Source organism: Sulfobacillus thermosulfidooxidans (assembly GCF_001280565.1).
GTDB lineage: Bacteria > Bacillota > Sulfobacillia > Sulfobacillales > Sulfobacillaceae > Sulfobacillus > Sulfobacillus thermosulfidooxidans_A.
The window spans coordinates 1857937-1879532 of the sequence record NZ_LGRO01000001.1 but is presented as its reverse complement, the minus strand read 5'-3'; the positions used below and the strand labels follow the sequence as shown (position 1 = coordinate 1879532).

General features: G+C 49.2%; 16 protein-coding genes and 1 CRISPR repeat array. Of the genes, 13 read left to right on the top strand and 3 right to left on the bottom strand.

Annotated features, from left to right (window positions below; all coding sequences use genetic code 11):
* Positions 1-25 precede the first annotated feature (25 nt).
* The 6 genes from AOA63_RS09345 to AOA63_RS09320 all read left to right on the top strand — a co-directional run bounded on the left by AOA63_RS09345 (position 26) and on the right by AOA63_RS09320 (position 7081).
* Entirely contained in the window at positions 26-1552 is a 1527-nt protein-coding gene (locus tag AOA63_RS09345; protein WP_242848307.1) for an ABC transporter ATP-binding protein, read from the top strand.
* On the top strand, positions 1549-2664 hold the full coding sequence (locus tag AOA63_RS09340; RefSeq protein ID WP_053959446.1) for an ABC transporter permease: 1116 nt from the start codon (positions 1549-1551) through the stop codon (positions 2662-2664). The genes AOA63_RS09345 and AOA63_RS09340 overlap by 4 nt, the downstream gene beginning before the upstream one ends.
* A complete protein-coding gene (locus AOA63_RS09335) occupies positions 2661-3584 on the top strand; it encodes an ABC transporter permease (protein WP_053959445.1) in 924 nt (307 codons plus the stop codon). The genes AOA63_RS09340 and AOA63_RS09335 overlap by 4 nt, the downstream gene beginning before the upstream one ends.
* Before the next feature lie 9 nt (positions 3585-3593).
* Entirely contained in the window at positions 3594-4490 is an 897-nt protein-coding gene (locus AOA63_RS09330; RefSeq protein ID WP_053959444.1) for a pseudouridine-5'-phosphate glycosidase, read from the top strand.
* The gene (locus tag AOA63_RS09325) at positions 4483-5343 is read left to right on the top strand and encodes a carbohydrate kinase family protein (protein ID WP_053959443.1); all 861 of its coding nucleotides are present in this window, start codon (positions 4483-4485) and stop codon (positions 5341-5343) included. The genes AOA63_RS09330 and AOA63_RS09325 overlap by 8 nt, the downstream gene beginning before the upstream one ends.
* A 436-nt stretch (positions 5344-5779) precedes the next feature.
* On the top strand, positions 5780-7081 hold the full coding sequence (locus AOA63_RS09320) for an acetamidase/formamidase family protein (protein ID WP_197648384.1): 1302 nt from the start codon (positions 5780-5782) through the stop codon (positions 7079-7081).
* 135 nt (positions 7082-7216) lie between these two features.
* Here AOA63_RS09320 and AOA63_RS09315 read toward each other — a convergent pair whose 3' ends face one another.
* The 3 genes from AOA63_RS09315 to AOA63_RS09305 form a co-directional block, all read right to left on the bottom strand.
* A complete protein-coding gene (locus tag AOA63_RS09315) occupies positions 7217-8794 on the bottom strand; it encodes a PucR family transcriptional regulator (RefSeq protein ID WP_053959441.1) in 1578 nt (525 codons plus the stop codon).
* A 159-nt stretch (positions 8795-8953) separates the two neighbouring features.
* Positions 8954-9775, bottom strand: a complete 822-nt coding sequence (locus AOA63_RS09310) for an SDR family NAD(P)-dependent oxidoreductase (protein WP_053959440.1) — start codon at positions 9773-9775, stop codon at positions 8954-8956.
* Complete coding sequence (locus AOA63_RS09305; protein WP_053959439.1) at positions 9775-11241, bottom strand: NCS1 family nucleobase:cation symporter-1; 1467 nt, start codon at positions 11239-11241, stop codon at positions 9775-9777. The genes AOA63_RS09310 and AOA63_RS09305 overlap by 1 nt, the downstream gene beginning before the upstream one ends.
* Before the next feature lie 130 nt (positions 11242-11371).
* On the opposite strand from AOA63_RS09305, the gene AOA63_RS09300 reads away from it, so the two are divergent.
* From AOA63_RS09300 to AOA63_RS09270, 7 genes are all read left to right on the top strand, one after another.
* Positions 11372-12097 (top strand): maleate cis-trans isomerase family protein, encoded by a 726-nt coding sequence (locus AOA63_RS09300; RefSeq protein ID WP_053959438.1) that lies wholly within the window; start codon positions 11372-11374, stop codon positions 12095-12097.
* A gap of 188 nt (positions 12098-12285) precedes the next feature.
* Positions 12286-13608, top strand: coding sequence for an aspartate aminotransferase family protein (locus tag AOA63_RS09295; protein WP_053960666.1), 1323 nt, complete (start codon positions 12286-12288; stop codon positions 13606-13608).
* Between the two features lie 271 nt (positions 13609-13879).
* Positions 13880-14767: a nitrilase-related carbon-nitrogen hydrolase gene (locus AOA63_RS09290; RefSeq protein ID WP_053959437.1), complete on the top strand. Its 888-nt coding sequence runs from the start codon at positions 13880-13882 to the stop codon at positions 14765-14767.
* 192 nt (positions 14768-14959) lie between these two features.
* Positions 14960-16297, top strand: coding sequence for an NAD(P)-dependent oxidoreductase (locus tag AOA63_RS09285; protein WP_242848306.1), 1338 nt, complete (start codon positions 14960-14962; stop codon positions 16295-16297).
* On the top strand, positions 16298-17554 hold the full coding sequence (preA, locus tag AOA63_RS09280; protein WP_053959436.1) for an NAD-dependent dihydropyrimidine dehydrogenase subunit PreA: 1257 nt from the start codon (positions 16298-16300) through the stop codon (positions 17552-17554).
* Positions 17555-17581: 27 nt separating this feature from the next.
* Positions 17582-18964: a dihydropyrimidinase gene (gene hydA / locus AOA63_RS09275; protein WP_053959435.1), complete on the top strand. Its 1383-nt coding sequence runs from the start codon at positions 17582-17584 to the stop codon at positions 18962-18964.
* Between the two features lie 209 nt (positions 18965-19173).
* Positions 19174-21064: a CRISPR direct-repeat array (repeat unit 30 nt; unit sequence GTTTGTAGCCTACCTATGAGGAATTGAAAC).
* A gap of 144 nt (positions 21065-21208) precedes the next feature.
* On the top strand, positions 21209-21448 hold the full coding sequence (locus AOA63_RS09270) for a GNAT family N-acetyltransferase (RefSeq protein WP_171822671.1): 240 nt from the start codon (positions 21209-21211) through the stop codon (positions 21446-21448).
* The last annotated feature ends 148 nt before the right edge of the window (positions 21449-21596 follow it).

Genomic DNA, 21596 nt, shown 5'->3' with positions numbered 1-21596 from the left:
CGGCGGTCTGCACTAAGGAGGACGAATGATGGCCCAACTTGATGTGAAAGACGTGACCAAACATTTTGGATCCCTGATGGCTAATGACCACATTTCCTTTTCCGTGGAATCCGGGGAAGTTTTGGCCATCCTTGGGGAGAATGGTGCGGGCAAATCAACCCTGATGAAAATTGTGTCGGGCTTCCTGCGACCGGACACAGGCACGGTAAGGGTCGATGGCCAAAACCTTCGGTTAGGGGATCCCCAGGAAGCTATTGCCGCTGGTATCGGGATGATCCACCAACATTTTATGTTGATCAATCGGATGAGTGTAGTCGAAAACCTAATTTTAGGGCATGAACCTAAAACCCTTTGGGGTCAATTGGATAAACGACGGGCTGAGCGCGAAGTCCGCGAACTGGCCGACAAATTTGGGCTTCATATTAATCCCGGAAGTCTCGTGGAAAATTTAACGGTGGGCGAGCAACAACGGGTAGAAATCTTGAAAGCTTTCTACCGCGGCGCCAAAATTCTTATTCTCGACGAACCGACAGCGCTTTTAACGCCACAAGAAACGCTCGGATTATTTAAATCGATTCGCGAATTTGCCCAAATGGGATTGTCCGTGGTGTTTATCAGTCACAAGTTGGACGAAGTGTTAACCATTTCAGACCGGGTTCTCGTTATCCGCCGAGGGCGGGTTGTTGAGCAGACTCTCACCAAAGACACGGATGCACACAGTTTGGCACGGATGATGGTTGGCCGGGATGTGAATCTTACCATGAGCCGCACGGTTAAAGCTACAAGCGACGAAGTATTACGCCTTGAACGGCTATGGATTCGTGCAACACGATCAAGCCATGCCTTGGGTCCGATGAGTCTTCGGCTCAACAAAGGGGAAATTTTGGGTGTAGCCGGTATCGAAGGCAATGGCCAGCAAGAATTAGCAGAAAGTGTCGTGGGCTTAAGAGAGCCAGATGGCGGTCACGTCGTGTTGAATGGAACAACGATCGAAAAATTTTCCGTGAGAAAGCGGCTCGAAGCGGGCATTGGCTATGTGCCAGCAGACCGGCAAGAAGAAGGGTTAGTGCTTGATCTAAAGATTTGGGAGAACTTTATTTTGCGTGACTATTACCGCTATCCCTATCGACGGGGCATGGGCATTGATCACCAAGTGGCCAAAGAGCATGCTGAGGCGGCTATCAAGGCGTTTGATATCCGTCCGGGAAATATTGAACTGCCATGCCGTGCATTATCCGGCGGCAATCAACAAAAGTTGTTATTAGCGCGGGAAATCAGTCGAAATCCGCATGTCCTTGTGATTTCCCAACCAACGCGCGGACTCGATGTGGGAGCTATCGAATATGTTCACCAGCAATTAATAGCCTTGGCAGCGGGCGGAACCGCTATTCTGCTTATTTCATTGGAATTAGATGAATTAATCCGGTTGTCTAATCGCATTGTCGTTCTCTTCCGTGGCCAAATTTCCGGACAGGCTGAACGTCGTGCGTTTAATCGCCAACAATTTGGGCTGTGGATGGCTGGACAACAGTCCAAGGAGCTTCTCTTATGAGCCGAAGTCGTATGATTTTGCGTCCATGGCTGAAGCCTTTATTTACGGTAATCATGGGCCTTGTGATTAGCGCTCTGATTGCCCAAGTTACGGGGTATCCTGCGTGGACCGTGCTCTCGGCACTATGGGCCGGTTCAGTAGGAAATTTGAGTAATCTCGCGAGCACCCTAGTGATTTTTGTTCCCTTGTCATTAATGGGCTTGGGCATTGCTATCGCATTTCGCGCAGGGTTATTCAATATTGGCGCCGAGGGTCAATATTGGATGGGAGCCATTGCTGCCGCGTGGGTAGGAGCGATGGGAGGGCGATGGGTTCCGGGTCTTCATCTTGTGGCCTTGATTATGGCTGCTGTGGCGGCTGGCGGACTTTATGCTTTAATTCCGGGTGTTTTGAAAGCATACCGGGGAGCCCACGAAGTTATTACTACAATGATGCTCAGTTATGCCGCCATTGAATTTGGGCATTATCTTATTGAAAAGGGACCCTTAATGCTGCCTGGCAGTATTCCCGAATCGCCACCCATTGCCGCTTCTGCCACTCTTCCTATCTTGGTGCCCACAACGGAACTCTCGGCGGCATTGTTTTTTGCCTTCCTCGGGATTATTGTGGCCGCATGGCTTTTGTTCCGGACTCGTTTGGGATTCGAAATTCAAATGACCGGACAAAATTCTAAAGCGGCCCGGTTGGCTGGGATATCGGTACCCCGACTCACTATGATGAGCATGATGCTATCAGGAATGTTTGCCGGACTGGCGGGAGGGTTACAAATTAGTGGGGTATCGCATCAACTCTTTGATTCTTTTGCCAATCAATATGGTTATACGGCCATTGTTGTAGCCTTACTGGCCCGTAACAATCCCTGGGCGATTATTCCCTCTGCATTTTTGTTTGCAGCATTGCAAAGTGGCGCCGGTTACATGCAAATGAATGCCAATATTCCCGCCCAGATTGCTTATGTGATTCAAGGCACCATTGTGTTTATGGTGGCCATTGATCGGTTGTTTGACTGGATAGGACAGAAAATGGGATGGTTTCGGAAAGATGACAACCCACCAGCAGAGTCAGTTCCATCAATAACCCATGTGATGGTCGAGGAGGAAGGAACACTGTGAGTTTTTTTACAAATCCGGAGCTCTGGACATTGACCGTGACGATCTCTGTTCCCCTAATTTATGCGGCATTGGGCGGGATGTTTTCGGAACGGGGTGGGGTTATCAACATTAGTATGGAAGGAATGATGTTGACCGCAGCGTTCGTCTCGGTAGTCTTCGCTAATATTGGGCATAACCCCTGGATTGGCTTGGCTATGGGGGTTTTAAGTAGTGTGGTCATGGCTATGTTATTCGGTTGGGCTACATTGCGGTTGCAGGCGGACCAAGTTGTCGTCGGGATGGCCATAAATTTATTGGCCTTAGGCATTACGGGTTACCTCTTAGATGCTTTTTATGGATATAATGGCACACCTACCAATACTCCCTCATTGCCAACGATTGATATTCACTGGCTCGGTGGGATTCCTGTAATCGGACCAGCTTTGGCCCAAGAGAATGTGTTGGCGTTTTTATTGATTCCTGTCCTGTTAGCGGCACAATATCTGCTGTTTTATACACCATGGGGTCTTCGCTTGCGATCAATGGGAGAAAAACCGCAGGCCGGGCGCAGCGCAGGGCTCAATGTGACTCGTTACCGGCTGTCTGGGATTATTTTATCGGGCATTTTATCCGGTATAGCAGGAGCCTACCTCTCGATTGGGGTGTTAAACAGTTTTAATGTCGACATGACGGCAGGCCGCGGTTATATTGCTTTAGCGGCGATGATTTTTGGTAATTGGCGTCCCAAAGGCGTATTATTGGCAGCTTTGATGTTTGGGTTTTTGTCGGCTGCTAGTATTCAACTTCAAGGCACACTCATTCCGTCGGACATTGTTCTCATGGTACCCTATTTATTAACCGTGATTGCCGTAGGGGGATTTGTTGGCCGTACGACGCCGCCGGCAGCGGACGGTGTTCCCTATCAAGATGAGTCCTTATAGGGGTGAGGCATGATGGAACATATGAGGGTTCATCCCGAGGTTCAAGAGGCATTGGCACACAATAGAGCAGTGGTGGCATTGGAAACCGCGGTATTAACCCATGGCCTGCCCTATCCGGCCAATGTTGAAACGGTCCGGGATATGGCGTACGCGGTGCGCTCGTCTGGGTCCGTTCCCGCGGTCATCGGTCTTCTTCATGGGGACGTGGTTGTGGGATTGGAGCCCTCCGAATGGGAAGAAATCTTGGTGGATGCGGAAAAGTGCTCGATTCGTGATTTAGCTCCGGCCATCATCCATCATAAAAATGGGGGCACCACGGTGGCCGCAACCGCCTATATCGCCCAAAAGGCGGGCATCGATGTCTTTGCCACGGGGGGCATTGGTGGTGTGCACCGCGGGGCTAGTCACACATGGGATATTTCTGCCGATCTTTATGCGATGGCGTCTTGCCCTATCGTGATTGTATCTTCGGGAGCCAAAAGTATATTGGATTTACCAAAAACAATGGAATTTCTTGAGTCTATGGGAATTCCCGTGATTGGCTACCAAACTCGAGATTTCCCCGGATTTTATGTGGCCTCTACGGGCCTTGCGCTGCCCCACTTTGTCGAAGATGTCCACGAAGTGGGCTCCATGGTCCGCACTATGCGAGATTTGGCATTGCCACAAGCCTTACTTCTAGTGCAGCCTGGACCTTTGCCAGTCGATCCCGATTTGGTGGAGAATCTTGTGCGTGACGCCTTGGAACATGCCGCCGCCCAGGGAATTTCGGGGAAGCTCCTTACTCCCTTCTTGTTGAACTATTTGAATAGTGTGGCCGGAGATCATTTACAACGGGCTAATATTGCATTATTGAAAGCCAATGCAGCCCTAGCGGGAAAAGTTGCTGGAGCACTTCATGGCTGATATCGATGTCCTCGTTTTGGGCGATACGGCATGGGATACCGTTGTGCGCACGAACAAACCGTTGAGATTCGGCCACGATATGCCCGCACAGATTTTTGCAGGACCCGGGGGTCAGGGATTAAACATGGCGGTGAGTGCGAACAAAGAGAACGCGAAGACCGCCTTAATAACCCAAATCGGGTGCGATGATCGAAGCCAATTTTTACGGAATTGGATACTCCAACAAGGGATTGCCCTGCCTCTTTTGACTGAAGAAGAGCCCTTGACGCAAGTGGTGGCCGTGGTCAGAAATGATGGGGAACGGGCTTTGTTAACCGATCCCGGGAAAGGCCCTTTGGCTTGGCCCCCATCGCCCATACAACCGCGTATTTTGCTCATCTCCGGATATCTGCTAGACCGGAATGATGGTGCGGAGCGGGTGACCGCTTGGATGAAATGGGCCCGCGAACAGGAGGCGACGATCCTGCTTGATGCCGCGCATCTTCGCCTTGCCCCTCAACTCGCTGTGATGTTGGAATATGCCGATTGGCTCTTAGCCAATGAAGAAGAGTGGAAGGCCTTAGGATCCCCTCGTTCTTCTGCTGTATTATTAAAACGCGGAGCATCCGGAATTGTTGTGATGCAGGCGAATGAGAAGCTGCAGATTCCTTCCCCACCCGGCAATATTATCGATACCACCGGAGCCGGTGATGCTGTGGCCGGAAGCTTTGCCGCAATGTTGGCGAAAAATCGCAATCCTCTTGAAGCAGCCACTCGCGCGGTCTTGCGCGGGGTCGAAACTTGTGGCCATTTGGGAGCGGTTTGTTGGGAAAATGTTAATCACCCAACCTGGCCTGAAGGCCGGAGTTTGTGACTCCGGCGATTGACCAGCCCTAACCAGCGCAACTGATAGCTCCGGGGAGGGAGGGGATCGAGCATCTCCCATTGCGAGGTGATGACACTTCGACGGCTGAGGATATATAATGAGTAAATTCTACCAACCCGGTTGTCCGCATAATATATCAAGAAGCTAGCATGCCGTAATGTGACGTGTCAAAAGATAACCTGCTGTTATCTTCTGGCGATTCATCAAGCGATTTGGCATGGGGTGGCTTTACTGCCCATGGTGAACTTTTTGGGCCCATTACACAAGATTTCTTCCCTAATATAATTAGTCAAATAATATAATTAGTCAAATTGTATAATGTTCAGTAAAGTTAGTAATATCATATAACCTCTTTTTCCTGTTTCTCGTTCTCTTCGTTGATCTTATTTGACCTTCTTTGACCATCGCTGAAAGGAGAATGAGTATGTCCCAGACAGAGACCACGTTATTCGTTAACCGCTTTACCCACGGACTAATTGGGCCAGATACCGGTTTTTTTGCGACGGTTCAAAGTGGTAGCCGGATTCGTGCCATTACGCCGCCCGGTTGTTGGGGACCCATGATTACGCCAGATTTTCGTGGGGGTCATGAGGTCACCCAACCCGTCTATATTGAAAATGCGGAAATTGGGGATGCGGTGGCGCTGTATATCGAAGACGTTCGGGTGCTGTCGCTTGCGGCTAGTACCGGGACGATGCGTGTAAACGACAAAGCCTGTGAAGGCGACGCCTTTGTTGCGAAAAAATGTCCGGGATGTGGACGACCCTGGCCCCAAACACAGTTACAAGGCATTGGTGAAGAATCGATTCGCTGTGTCCACTGTGGAGCGGAAGCCAGTCCCTTTCATTTTCGCCAGGGATATACTGTGGTCTTTGATCGTGACCATAATGCGGCTATAGCGGTTGACCAAACCCATGCGGAACAGTTTGCTGCTGAGGCTAAGCGCTTCGCCTCGTTGCCTGAACAAAGTGAGCAATACCCGATTTTGGTGTTCGCCGCACATGAACTGACGGGCCTTCCCATCCGCGTCCGTCCATGCATTGGAAATATTGGGACCATGCCCGCCAAAACGATTCCTGACTCGCATAATGCCGGTGACTTTGGCGCCTTTTTAGTCGATGCGCCTCATGAATATGGCTTAAGTGAAGAGGAGTTAGACGCTGTGCGCACCGATGCCCATTTAGACTGCACGGACGTTCGCCCGGGCGCGGTATTGCTTTGTCCTGTAAAGGTTCCAGGTGCTGGGGTTTATATGGGAGATGCCCATTCGATTATGGGCCGGGGTGAGCTGGCTGTGCATAGCATTGATATTACGGCCGACATTACCATCCGGGTGGACGTGTTAAAAGGCGTTAATTTGCCAGGTCCCATTCTCTTACCCAATGGGGAAGATTTGCCGCGCATTGCCAAACCCTATACAGTGGAAGAACGTCAATCTTTTGCCGCCTTAGCCAAGCAATATGACATCTTTGCCGATACCGACATGGGACCCGTCCAATTTATCGGAACCGGCAAAGATTTGAACGCGGCGGTCGATAACGCGATTGAGAGGGCCCACCAATTTCTTGGGATATCACGCGATGAAGTGATGAATCGTGCGACAGTGACCGGCGAAGTACAAATTACCCGGTTACCGGGGACTGTTCAACTCTCCTTATTATTACCGCGCACCTTGCTTGAGGACAAAGGACTTTGGCCGCTTGTGAAAACACAATATACGTTATAGGTTTTAGGTGAACTCATTCAGCCGATGACATATCCGGTCTCCCACGTCGTGACCGGGTATGTCTTTTTATGGATTTACCGAAACTTTTGGTCGTCATCCATCAACTCGCAGACTTCGTTATCTAGGTACCGGAAATTAGAGGAACTGGCGAACGAGGGTAGGAGAAGAAGAATTACTGTGCTTATACAGACGTACATAACGGTGAGCCAAAATCGCATTTTCCAAGGCCACACGGCGTTCAAAGACCATAAAGTCATCCCCCAGCAACATTTTGAGGGAGCGTATGCGGGCGTAAAGAGTTTGGCGATGAATCCCTAAGACTTGGGAGACATCGACCTTTGAGCCTTGCAGCATGAGGAGTGCTTCCAGGGTTTCTAATAGTCCATGAGTATGTTTCTTCGAGGAGTTTAACAACGGATCAAGTTCTGGATGAATCACACGCTCTTCAAGCTCGGTAATGGGAGTCGACAAAATCCAGCGGTACGCGCCTAATTTTTCATAACACCGAATGGCTGGGCCAGGCGGACTTAGCCGCGCTATGGTGGCCGCATCATGTGCTTCCCCGAAGGCTTGATGAATCTCTTCGACCGGATAATGACTGTTTGATATGCCCATTGGAGCCACAGGCACGGTGGGATGAATGGCAAAAAAAGCCCGAATACGGTCTGGTAATCGCTCAATGTCCCTAGGACGTCCCATGACGACGGTGGCCATGCGCTCATCGTGTTCCATCACCGCGGTGGTAAACAGGGTGGATAAGTCTCGCAGCAACATTCCCAAGGTGTTTGCTGCCTGATGGACGGTACTCTCCATAAGCATGACACGAAAGCTTTTGTGATGTCCATAATTATAACGCGAACGAAACCGCCTGATGAGTTCGGGTGCCGGGTTTTGATTAAATAGCAACTGTTCGAGTAACACACCTTCTTCGTGCCGTTTACGTTTTTCTAGGGTGTCGGCGCGAATGACTTCTTGGGCAGCAGCTGTTGTGACCCGATCAAGAGCTAGGTACCAGTATTCATCAACCTGTAAAGATGGCAGGAGAAATAACACGTCGCCCACGGGGTGGCCAAAAACTGTGATCGATTGGCGTAAGTGGGGAAGGGGATGAGGGCAGAAAATGGGGTGCGGGGCTTCATCTTGATAAGGGAGGACGGCAAAGGGCCATTCGCCCCACAGCATAGGTGTACCATGATCGCGGGGAACATAAGCGATGGGGCGTTTTAGGGTGTCATAACTGGTGCCAAATAAGCTGGGAAGTCCTTCGGTATTCAAGAGCACTTTACGAAGACAACTCGACAACGCATCGAGATCTTCTAAAATCTTATGATGCTGACTCAATAAGAGACTATTCACTTCTTGAGATAGGTCTAGAAAACGCACGGAATGAGGAAAGACGATTAAGGGAAAATCATGCTGGTTACCCATTTCGAGCAGATCGGGAGGAAGTTCCTGAAAGTAGGTGCCAAGTTCAACGACGAGGCCAGCGGCTAGCGCCTCAATGAGCCCATCCATAAACATTTTCCGATTTTCAGGGGTACCAAGACCTAATCCCGTGGTTAAAACCAATTCCCCGCCCCGGAGATAATCGCCGATGTTGGGAATTTCGCCGACATGCACCCATTTGACAGGCCTCTCAAGCCCCTGATGACCTGCGACCACCTGCGCGGGAACAAAGAGATTCCTTGCTAACACATCCCGAACACGTAACATCCTATGAACCCCCTCTCGCAAAACGACTTGTGTTCCGTTTTGAACATGGGACATGATGGATATGAGACATTATAGGCATGCCGGAAGATAAACAGGGGCTAAAACCTATCATGTCTGAGGAATTTGGCTCACAGCACAAAAGCGTTCATTAAAAATATTTCACGGCTTTTTGTGATAAGACAGCCAATCAATCACGCTTTTATCTTGATCGCCATCGACGGCAATTATCGCACCGTGAACAAAACTGGCCCGCGGTGATGCCAGAAACAGAACCACGTCGGCCACTTCTTTGGGCGTGGCAATACGGCCTATGGGAATCGACTGGCAAAACAGCGCATGAGCTTCTTGAGGGGTCATGATATGATCACGGGCAAAGTCCGCCATCAAGTTCCACCAGCGATCGGTTTCGACCGGTCCTGGATTGACGGAATTAATGCGGATGTGATAGCGCCCGTACTGTTTGGCGAGAGCCTGGCTTACGGCTAAATCAGCGGCATTAGCGGCTGTGCCACTAATTTCCCAATAGGGGTATTTTGTACCGTCATTGCCTACGACATTGACAATCACGCCGTGTTTTTGTTCTTGGAAGATGGGAAGCACTTGGCGCATCATGCGCACATAACCTAAAAACTTCACTGAGAGAGCTTTTTCCCACATATCATCCGTCAAATCCTCAAGGAGTCGCCCCGGAGCATTGCCTGCATTATTGATTAGCACATCGATATGCTCAAAGTGAGACAGAATTTGAGAAATAGCTTGAGCGGCTTGATCTTCAGTAGATAAATCGGCGGCCACGGCCAAAATCTCTTGATGAGGAAATTGTTCATGTAAGCGTTTTTGGGCCGTTTTTAGCCGGTCGGCGTTTTGAGCGATTAACGCGACGTGGGCTCCTTCCTGCAAAAAGCCTTCGGCAACCGCGTAGCCAATCCCGCGGCTGCCTCCAGTAATCACAACAATTTGATTGGTGAGTTCCAGATCCATTACGGCCCCCTTCGATCTAAAGCGATGACTGGGGGACTCTCCGTTCCCGCCAAGGACGCCTGTGAGCGGTTCATCAGAATCAAATAGACAATAAAAGAGACGGCAAATCCCGAAAACCAGGCGTAGCTGAAAAGCCATTTCAAAGGAGGAACGGCAAGCCCAATAAGGGCGATCAGAATCCCTGCCCCCAGCGCAATCATCCCATTTGGGTTATAGCCCCCACGATAGGTATAATCGCCATGGGTGTGGTACAGATCGGCCACATTAAGGACTTTTTTGCGGTAAACCCAGTAATCGGCGATTAATATGGCGGCAATGGGTCCGAGAAATCCAGAATAAATCCCTAACCAGCTAAAAATGTAGATGTGGGGATTAGAAAGCAAAAGCCAGGGAAACATCAAGATTCCAATAATGGCAGTAATCAATCCTCCGCGCTCAAATGTCATCCGGGGGAAGATTTGCGATAAGTCATACGCCGGCGCCACAATGTTCGCGGCGACATTGACGGATAAGGTGGCAATAATGACAGCGCCAAGTCCAATCACTTCAGTGAAGGGATTCTTAAACATCATGATTAAGGACACAGGATCCCAAATGGCTTTGCCGTAAATGACAATAGATGCCGAGGTGACTAAGATCCCGATTAACGAAAAGAGCGTCATCGTTGTGGGGAGGCCTAAGGTTTGTCCCCAGAGCTGGTCTTTTTGCGAGCGGCTAAAGCGGGTAAAGTCCGGAATATTCAGCGACAATGTCGACCAAAACGCTATGACCCCCGTCAATGAAGGAATAAAGACCACAAAGAATTGGGAGAACGTATGCAAACTGCCTTTTTGATTAATCATTGGCCCCCAGCCATGGGCGGCATGATGGGCCCAAAATAATAAGACAAGCCCTAAGACCAGCACCAAAGGTCCAGCCCAATTTTCGAAACGGCGAACCGCGTCCATGCCGTGATAGATGACCCAGACATTAAGAAACCAGAATAACAGGAAGGCTATCCAGCCACCCAAAGTTAATCCTACGAACGTACCATGTTGGGCCCAATGATTCCATCCCGGAATGATGAGGCCAAATAGGGAGTTGACCGCTGAACCGCCAATGGCGGCGTTAATCCCGAACCATCCTGCCGCCACCAATCCTCGCAGGATGGAAGGAATGGTCGCACCATAAACGCCAAACGAGGCCCGGGCTAAAACCGGAAACGGGATACGGTATTTGGTACCGGGATTGGAATTCAGGAGAATCGGGATCAAGACAATGAGATTCCCCAGCACGATGGTTAAAATGGCTTCCCACCAGGTCATGCCGAGGGCAATGAAGCCTGCGGCCAGAAGATATGTCGCCACGTTGTGCGACATGCCAATCCACAAGGCTGCGTAATTATACATATTCCACGTTTGTTGCGCCGGGGGAACCGGCAGTAAATCGGGATTCATTAACCGCGAATCATTTTCCATCGCCGCCATCAATCATCGCTCCTTTCACGTTTGCACGTTTGATGTGAGAAATGTGTTAGAATCAATTCCACAATAATCGAAAATATGTCCGAAGATCATGGACAAAATGTCAGAAATTTAGGAGGAATATCCGTACACTGTGTCAGATATACAACAAAAAATTGGAATAATGCTGCCATCTTCGAATACCATTGTGGAACCGCGCAGCTATGAGCTCATATCCAGCATACCGGGAGTGAGTCTTCATTTTGCCAGACTGCCCGTGGTTCGCATCGAGGCAACCGAGGCATCTTTTCGCCAGTTTGAATGGGACGCCTTTGACCAGGCCTGCGATCAACTTGTGAGTGCGGAGGTTGATGAATTGATTTGGAATGGAACCAGCGGAGGATGGCTAGGAATCGATTGGGACCGTGCGCTTGCCGAACATTTATCATCTCGCGCCCAGGTTCCGGTGACTACGGCGCTTGAGGCGACACGAGAAGCGACCAAGGCTTTAGGAGTGGGATCGATCAGTCTAGTGACGCCATACATTGAAGAACTGAATCAACGTATTGTGAGAAATTTTGCTGCAATGGGAATTGGCGTCGTCAAAGATTGTCATTTGGGTTTGACCCAAAATACTGATTTTGCCCGTATTACGCCTGACACAATTCTTAAGTGCCTTCAAGACGTTGCCGATGACCGCGCCCAGGCTTCCATGATTTTTTGCACCAACATGAATGGGAGTGTGGTGGTGAGACCGTGGGAAAAGAAGAACCATAAGCCCGTGATTGACTCGGTACAGGCGGCGTTGTGGTGGGCTTTAAAGCGGCTAAATGTTTCGACCATGCCCTTAACATCTTATGGGCAGCTATTTGGGTTGTGATCACATTCATAGAGAAATGTCATAACGAAAGAGGGAGAAATCATGACAGATTGTCTAATGTTTTAAACAGAGCTGTTTGTTAGCATGATCTCAGCTTCATTGATTAGATGATGACATGAAAGGCAGGGACCAAAGAGATGACCTACGACGCGTCCAAGATGGCTGAGAATTCCATATCTGTGGATTCGATGGATCTCATTGAGCGGCAAAAACGTTATTTAGTGCCAGGAATCAGTTTATATTACCAAAACCCGCTTACCATTGTGCGCGGGCAAGAACGGTATGTCTTTGGTGCCAACGGAGAGCGCTATTTGGATTTTTTTGGAGGAATATTGACGGTCTCTGTGGGCCATAGTCATCCGAAAGTGGTGCAAGCGATTGTCGAGCAAGCCCAGCAATTTCTTCATACCTCCACGCTTTATTTAACTGAGCCGATGGTGCGGTTAGCTGAGCGTCTGGCGCAGATCACGCCCGGTTTTTTAACCCAAAGCTTTTTCACCACCAGTGGTACCGAAGCTAACGAAACCGCACTGGTGATGGCGCAATTAGCCACCGGCCAGCACGATATCATCGCCTTGCGCCACAGTTATTCAGGCCGTTCGCACATGACCATGGGCCTGACGGGACAGGCTGATTGGAAACTGGCCGGAGGCGGGATGCATTTGCCTATACGCCATACGCACAATGCCTATTGTTACCGCTGTCCCTTTGGCAAAACCCCGGATCGCTGTGCTATCGATTGCGCCCAGGATCTTGAGGAGTTTATTCAAACCAGCACATCAGGACGAATTGCCGCATTCATTGCGGAACCCATTCAGGGCGTGGGCGGATTTATTACCCCGCCAGTGGGTTTCTTTGAGAAAACCGTGGAGATAACGCGGAGGCACGGGGGACTCTTTATCGACGATGAAGTGCAAACAGGTTTTGGGCGAACGGGTAAGCCCTTTGGCATTGAACATTACGGGGTGACCCCGGATATTATGACTTTTGCTAAAGGATTAGCCAATGGCATGCCCATTGGGGCTACGATTACAACCCCAGATGTTGCGCAAAGTTACCGGGGACCCACAATTTCCACCTTTGGCGGCAATCCCGTCTCCATGCAAGCAGCGCTAGCCACCTTAGATGTCATCGATGAAGAACATTTAGTGGAAAATGCCAAAGAATTGGGTGCCGTGCTTCGGGCAGGACTTGAGGAGTTATCGGATCAGTATCCTGTAATCGGTGACGTGCGGGGAATGGGGCTTATGCAAGGAATTGAAATTGTGCGGGAAAACAAAATTCCTGCGCCAGAATTGGCGTCATCCATCCATGAATTAGCCCGCCAAGAAGGATTATTGCTGGGACTCGGTGGCTTATATCACAATGTGCTCCGTATTGCCCCCCCTTTATCGGTCACTCGCACAGAAGTGGATGACGCCCTTCTTATGTTGAAAACGGCATTGATCCGCTTAATGGAACAACATCCTGAGATCAAAACTCTTTCGCCCACGCGCATTCATTATCGTTAGACAGCATTTTGTGCAAACTGCCCAGACAAAATGTCACGTTTTATCCTGAAAAATTCGTTCCCGTGTCGGCTGTTATTCGCATGATGAGTTCGTATAGTGAAAGAAGAGTATGGCCTTCTTAAGAGAATCAGTGATTGTCCTGCCTAGATTACCTGTCCGGATGTTTGCATGCTCCTAAAAATCTCTAACCAATCCCTATTTATTCTTGTAATCGAGGGCAAGAGGTTTGAGAGCAAAAAATTTGACAATCGTCGATGGAGGGAATCAGATTATGAGTCATATCGTGCGCGTGGGTCTCATTCAATCCCACCACGAAGTACCCGGAGAAGAACCGGTCTCAGTGCATAAAGCTTATGCGGTGGATAAACACCTGGGCATGATTTATGAAGCCAAGGCACGCGGCGCACAAATTGTGTGCCTACAAGAATTATTTGTCGGGCCCTATTTCTGTGCCGAACAGAACCCGAAGTGGTATGAGCTGACCGAAAAGATTCCGGATGGTCCGACGACAAAGATGATGCAAAGTGTGGCCAAAGAGACGCAAATGGTGTTAATTGTGCCCCTCTACGAAGAGGAGCAGCCAGGGGTCTATTATAATGCGGCAGCCGTCATCGATGCAGATGGTCAATATCTTGGCAAATACCGAAAGAGTCATATTCCTCAGGTGCAGGCGGGACCACATCCCGATACTGGGTTCTGGGAGAAATTTTATTTCCGTCCTGGCAATTTGGGCTATCCCGTATTTGAGACAGCGGTAGGACGCATTGGGGTTTATATCTGTTATGATCGTCATTTTCCGGAAGGGGCCCGGGCTCTAGGACTTCATGGTGCCGAAATTGTCTTTAACCCTTCCGCGACTGTGGCGGGTCTCTCCAAGTATTTGTGGAAGTTAGAACAGCCTGCCCATGCTGTGGCTAATGGCTATTTCGTGGGAGCGATTAATCGGGTAGGAGTCGAAGCGCCATGGAACATGGGGGAATTTTATGGCGAAAGTTATTTGGTGGATCCCAGAGGACAATTTGTGGCGGTCGGAAGCTCAGATCAGTCCGAAGTCGTGATTGGGGATGCCGATTTAGATATGATTCGTGAAGTGCGCAATACCTGGCAATTTTTCCGCGATCGCCGTCCCGAAACCTATGATCCCTTAACCGCCTTGTAATGCGGCCGAAGGCATGCAGGGTAGTGATCTGGGATAGCATTTGAACTCTTCACGTCTTCACGGGAATTCCTTTGGTGCGCGCTTGAAACATGACAAAATCCCCATATTTGGCTGGATGCGTAATGGACAGAAAAGTTCCCGGTCACGCCCGTAAGAAGAAAGGTCAACATCTTGGGAGAGGAGGATTGTGAATTGATACCGACCCATTTGGGTTTTGAGGAAGTCATGGCACCCATGTCGTGGCAAGAAGCCCGTGATGAAGCTTTACGCTGTTATTACTGTTATGATGCGCCGTGTATGTCACATTGTCCGACGGGAATTAATGTTCCTGAATTTATCCGGCATATAGCCGAAGGGCATCTACAAGGGGCGGCCCGGGTAATTTTCGATGACAACATTTTGGGTAGTACCTGTGCCCGCATTTGCCCAACTGAAGTGTTATGTGAAGGGGCTTGCGTCAGAACCAAAGATTCGCGAGCGGTCAGTATTGGGCGTTTGCAGCGGGTGGCCACCGATTATGCCATGAACCAAGGATTTCCCGTGTTGCCAGCGAAATCGGTCAAGGTGCACGCTAATGTCGGCATTGTCGGATCGGGACCGGCGGCATTAGCCGCCGCGGCGGAATTACGGCGGTATGGATGTGAGGTCATGATTTATGAAGCGCGTGAACAGGCAGGAGGTCTTGATACCTACGGTATTGTGGAATTCCGGGAACCCTTAGCGGTGAGCCAATGGGAAGTTCAGCAAGTTCAGGCGTTAGGGGTTCAGTTCCACTACGGCATAAATGTGGGCCGCGATGTGAGCTGGGAAGAAGTGAAATCCCGCCACGATGTCCTGATTATTGCGGTGGGACTTGGGCCGGTACCCGCTTTGGGGATTCCCGGAGAAGAGTTGAGAGGTGTATATAATGCGCTGGAGCTGATTGCTTTAACGAAAATGGGTGATTATGAGGCCATCGATCTGGGCTCGCGGGTCGTGGTGATTGGTGCCGGAAATACGGCAGTGGATGCTGCCACCTGTGCCAAACGTCTCGGCGCTACCGAGGTCACGATTTTGTACCGGCGCGGTGAAGAGGCCATGCCGGCCTATGCCTATGAATACGAGTTTGCGAAACATGAGGGTGTGAATTATAAATGGTGGACAGTTGTTACCGCGATTCTTGGAGATAACCGGGTCAAAGGGGTGCACTGTAAGCAGTCGGCTTTAGCCCCAAGTGACGTACCAGGCAGATCGTTACGCCATCAGCCCTTAGTAATCAAAGAGAACAGTGATTTTGAAATGCCGTGTGATAGTGTGATTATCGCCACCGGACAAAGCCGTTTCAGTAGTCCTTGGCTAGCCTTAGGCATTCAGCAAGAAAACCATGTGCCCACCGTTAATCCCCTCACTTTTGAAACCTCTGTTTCCCGTGTGTACGCCATTGGGGACTGCTTGGCGCCTCAAGAGGCCACTGTGGTGAGCGCTGTCCAACAAGGGAAGCAAGCTGCACAGGACATTGTCAAGCGCTACGCAAAGGAGGGAAATGTCTAAATGGCTGACTTATCTGTCAATGTGGCCGGAATCTCGGCGCCCAATCCCTTTTGGTTGGCATCCGGACCGTTAACTAATACGGCATATCAAGTGATGAAAGCTTTTGATGAGGGTTGGGGCGGAGCCGTGTGGAAAACCGTCGGGGAACCGGTCATTAATGTGAGTTCCCGTCTGGCGTCTATTGATTATGGCAATCGCCGCATGATGGGTCTCAATAACGTGGAGTTAATTTCTGATCGACCGATCGAAGATAACTTGCGGGAAATTGCCGAAGTGAAACGGCGCTTTCCCGAGCATGCCGTTGTTGTCTCCTTGATGCTGCCTTCAATCCCGGAGATGTGGAAAGACATGATGCACCGCGTTGAAGATACCGGAGCGGACGGCGTAGAACTAAATTTTGGCTGTCCGCACGGCATGAATGAGCGCGGTATGGGTTCCGTTATTGGTCAAGTCCCAGAATATACCGAACAAATTACGGCCTATGCTAAGGCGGATTCACGTTTGCCTGTGATCGTAAAATTGACTCCCAATGTGACGGATATTCGAAATCCCGGACGGGCCGCGGTGCAAGGTGGGGCTGATGCCCTTTCCCTTATCAATACCATAAACAGTGTCATGGGGGTTGATCTGGACACATGGTTGCCCCGCCCTCAAATTGATGGCCGAGGGTCCCATGGGGGATATTGCGGACCGGCTGTTAAACCTATTGGTCTTTATATGGTATCGGCTTTGGCCAATGACCGGAAAGTGAAAGTTCCTTTGGTGGGAATTGGGGGCATTGAGTCGTGGCAAGACGCTGTGGAATATTTGCTTTTGGGGGCACAAGCGGTCCAGGTTTGTACAGCGGCGATGCATTATGGGTTTCGCATTATTCGCTCGATGACAGAGGGGCTTAACGATTATTTGAATGCTAAAGGGGTGGCCCGGGTCGAGGATATTGTCGGACGGTCTGCCAATAAAGTGGGCGATTGGAATGATTTACGCCTGTCCTATTCCTATAAAGTAGTGGCCAAAATCCACGAGGATAAGTGTATTGGGTGCAATCTTTGTTATGTGGCGTGTGATGACGGGGGACATCAATGTATCGATAAGGGACCGGAGATGAAGTCTCCTGTGGTACGAGAAGAAGACTGTGTAGGCTGTAATCTTTGTGCCTTAGTTTGTCCTGTTCCTGGCTGTATTGAGATGCAAGAACATGATTTGGGCATTGTGGAAACCTGGCGACAACGCCAAGACCGACTTACATCGTTGTCTTAACCACTTAAGGAATGGAGGGCATGAAGGATGAAAACGTTAATCAAAAACGGTCATATTGTCACCGCCGTCGATGACTATCATGCGGATCTGTTGATAGAAGATGGCGTCATTACGCAGATCGGCAAGGGCTTAGCCATTACAGCCGATGAGGAACTGGATGCTCACGGATTATTGATTTTGCCCGGTGGTATTGATGTGCACACGCACTTTGATATGCCATTTGGCGGAACGACATCTTCGGATGATTTTGAAACGGGCACACGGGCTGCCGCTTTTGGCGGCACCACCACAATCATCGATTTTGCTATTCAACAGCGGGGGCATAGTGCCCAAGAAGCATTTGAAACTTGGCTGGGCAAGGCCGAAGGCAAAGCGTCCATTGATTATGGATTTCACATGATTTTAAGCGAAGTCACCCCCACGACACTTAAGGATATGGGGTGGCTTGTAGACCGAGGAGTGACGAGCTTTAAGCTGTTCACCGCCTATCCCGGGGTTTTTATGGTGACAGATGGTGAAATTTTTCAAGCCTTGCAACGAGCCGGAGAACTTGGGGCACTAATTGCTATGCATGCGGAAAACGGCAGTGTGATTGATGTCTTAGTGCAACAAGCATTAGCGAAGGGACATGTTGAACCCAAATATCATGCCTTAACCAGACCTCCTCAAGCGGAAGCGGAAGCCACACACCGCGTGATCGCGTTGGCGGAGATGGCGGACAGTCCTGTATATTTTGTTCATTTGTCCGCGCTTCAGGCACTAGATGAAGTGACAATGGCCCGAGACAAGGGACAGGCGGTTTTCGCAGAGACTTGCCCACAATATCTGTTTTTAGATTACACCAATTATGAAGAAGAGGGATTTAATGGGGCAAAGTATGTTATGTCTCCTCCCTTACGGACACATGAACATGCTCCGCATTTATGGCGTGGCTTAGCGGGAAATGATTTGCAAGTTGTATCGACTGACCATTGCCCATTTTGTATGAAAGAACAAAAAATCTTAGGTCGCAATGATTTTTCCAAAATTCCCAATGGCGCGCCTGGAGTGGAAACACGGATGAGTCTTCTTTATGATGCAACGGTTCGCCAGTCACGCATGTCCTTGAATCGCTTTGTGGAGATAACTTCGACCTCACCCGCAAAAATCTTTGGATTGTTTCCTCGAAAAGGCACGATTGCTGTAGGCTCTGATGCGGATCTGGTGATATTCGATCCCGAAGGCAGTATGCTCTGGAGTGCAAAAACTCATCATATGCGCGTAGATTATAATCCCTATGAGGGACGAGTAACCCAAGGCGCTATCCGCTATGTCTATTCCCGCGGTGAAAAAATTGTGGACAACGGGCAATATTACGGAAAACCAGGGCGCGGTCAATTTCTCGTGCGTAAACACTTTGTCAAGCCTTAAGGACTATGAATAGCTTTGTTGGCATTGCATGGGCACCCCTTATTTTTGTCGTCGATCGCCAGTAGCGCAAAAACCCCCGGGGATCGACGACACTTCCGAAAATCCCGAAATCCTTATGGCATAAGCATTTTGGGATTTTTTCTTTGTTAAATTCCAATTCTTTCCACAAATTATTCGATTGACAACCCAAGTCCCGAGCCGCAAAATGGGTTTGTAGCCTACCTATGAGGAATTGAAACATCCAACAATTGCCTGTCTAACTGCGGAATTTGCAGTTTGTAGCCTACCTATGAGGAATTGAAACTATCAATTTCCCGCGATACGAAACCGGGCCGACTGGCGGTTTGTAGCCTACCTATGAGGAATTGAAACTGCGGTGGGCCGGGATGGTGCATCTTTCCGAGGAATTTAGTTTGTAGCCTACCTATGAGGAATTGAAACTTGTTATCATTACGCCAGTACTTTTCACCCTTTTTGTTTGTAGCCTACCTATGAGGAATTGAAACTTGGTTCCACTACAATATCAGAATCAATCCAAAATGGTTTGTAGCCTACCTATGAGGAATTGAAACTTGAGTGGTTAGAAGGCAGGAAAGAGTCCTTTGGCGGGGTTTGTAGCCTACCTATGAGGAATTGAAACGCACTCGTCATCCTGGGGCTTGGGTATCCGTGGAAGGAGTTTGTAGCCTACCTATGAGGAATTGAAACCGGCGTTGTATCGTGTTCGCCGGGGTTTGGTTTTCTTGTTTGTAGCCTACCTATGAGGAATTGAAACAGAGGATTTCTAAGCTTTCTTCTGGTGTAGCTGGGGTTTGTAGCCTACCTATGAGGAATTGAAACATGATAGCCACATAGCCAAAAAAAGAGTAGCCACAGTTTGTAGCCTACCTATGAGGAATTGAAACAAAGCCCATAAACCAACCTTCTTTCCAGCGAATTTTGGGTTTGTAGCCTACCTATGAGGAATTGAAACGAGTTAGATACAGGACATGATACAATGACTATGAGGGGTTTGTAGCCTACCTATGAGGAATTGAAACGCCATATCGAGAGTAACAAATCCAACAACATCGAAGTTTGTAGCCTACCTATGAGGAATTGAAACACAAATTCCAATTGCTCTTTTAGGACTGCAAACAATGGTTTGTAGCCTACCTATGAGGAATTGAAACAATCCACTCGGATTTTTCCAAGCGGATGCTACGATAGTTTGTAGCCTACCTATGAGGAATTGAAACTTTGAGATAGATAAAACTAAAAAGTCCTGTATATTCGCTGTTTGTAGCCTACCTATGAGGAATTGAAACAGCTTTACGGATTCGATAATTATCATAATCCGTTATCGGTTTGTAGCCTACCTATGAGGAATTGAAACTATGACTGTTCCGAGAACACGCGGAACAAAAATAACGTTTGTAGCCTACCTATGAGGAATTGAAACCCAAATCCCCTGCTCTCCATTGAACCAATCTTTTTAAGTTTGTAGCCTACCTATGAGGAATTGAAACAAAAAAACGCACGCGCAGACAGCGCATGCTATAATGTTTGTAGCCTACCTATGAGGAATTGAAACCGCCTTCCGGGAGACGAGGACCCTGGTACTGTCCTGTTTGTAGCCTACCTATGAGGAATTGAAACCCTGCCTGGAGACAGTCCAGACACGACTCTTCACCGTTTGTAGCCTACCTATGAGGAATTGAAACGTGAGTGTGATATTATTGAATTGTTCCGAAACACGGTTTGTAGCCTACCTATGAGGAATTGAAACCCCAGGGCGGCGTCCCCCAAACCGGGGTCGGCGCCTGTTTGTAGCCTACCTATGAGGAATTGAAACCGGGTTTCACCGCTTCGCGGACTTTTTCATATTTCGGTTTGTAGCCTACCTATGAGGAATTGAAACTTGGGACAGACTCATAAAAGTCTGTACCTCTTAAACGTTTGTAGCCTACCTATGAGGAATTGAAACGTGGTGGCACCGGGGTCTCACATGGCAGGAAGTGGTGGGTTTGTAGCCTACCTATGAGGAATTGAAACGCACTGGATCCCGCAATCGCTCCGGTCACCTCACGGGTTTGTAGCCTACCTATGAGGAATTGAAACTCATCTTACTGCTGCCCATGCTCACACACCGACATGGACCGTCGAATTCTCTGAGACAGGACTGTGCAGTCCATCCATCTATACCCTTTATTGGGCGTTATGCTTGCTGAAGGGTTCCCGAACCACGCCGTCCGTAACTTTGTGTTGCCCACCATACTAGTCCAGTTAAGACGTGATCCCAGTTATGGATTGTGGAGCGGCATGATTATCCATACTGCGGATGGGCTCGCCATTGGCTCCATGGACTGCAAAGCTCTACCCGATGATGACGGTCACGTAGAAATCGGATACGACATTGTGCCGACTTACCAGAATAAGGGGTATGCCACGGAGATCGGAAATGTCTTCGTCAGCTGGGTATGGGAGAAACCATCCGTCAGATAGATTACCGCCGAATGTCTGCCAGACAAGTTCGCATCCATTCGGATATTAGAGAAACTGGGCCTACAAAGGACAGCCGAACAGCAAGATATGCTCTTCTGGGAATTTCCGATGTCTAAATAAGACAAAAACACGAAGGCTGGCAATGTCA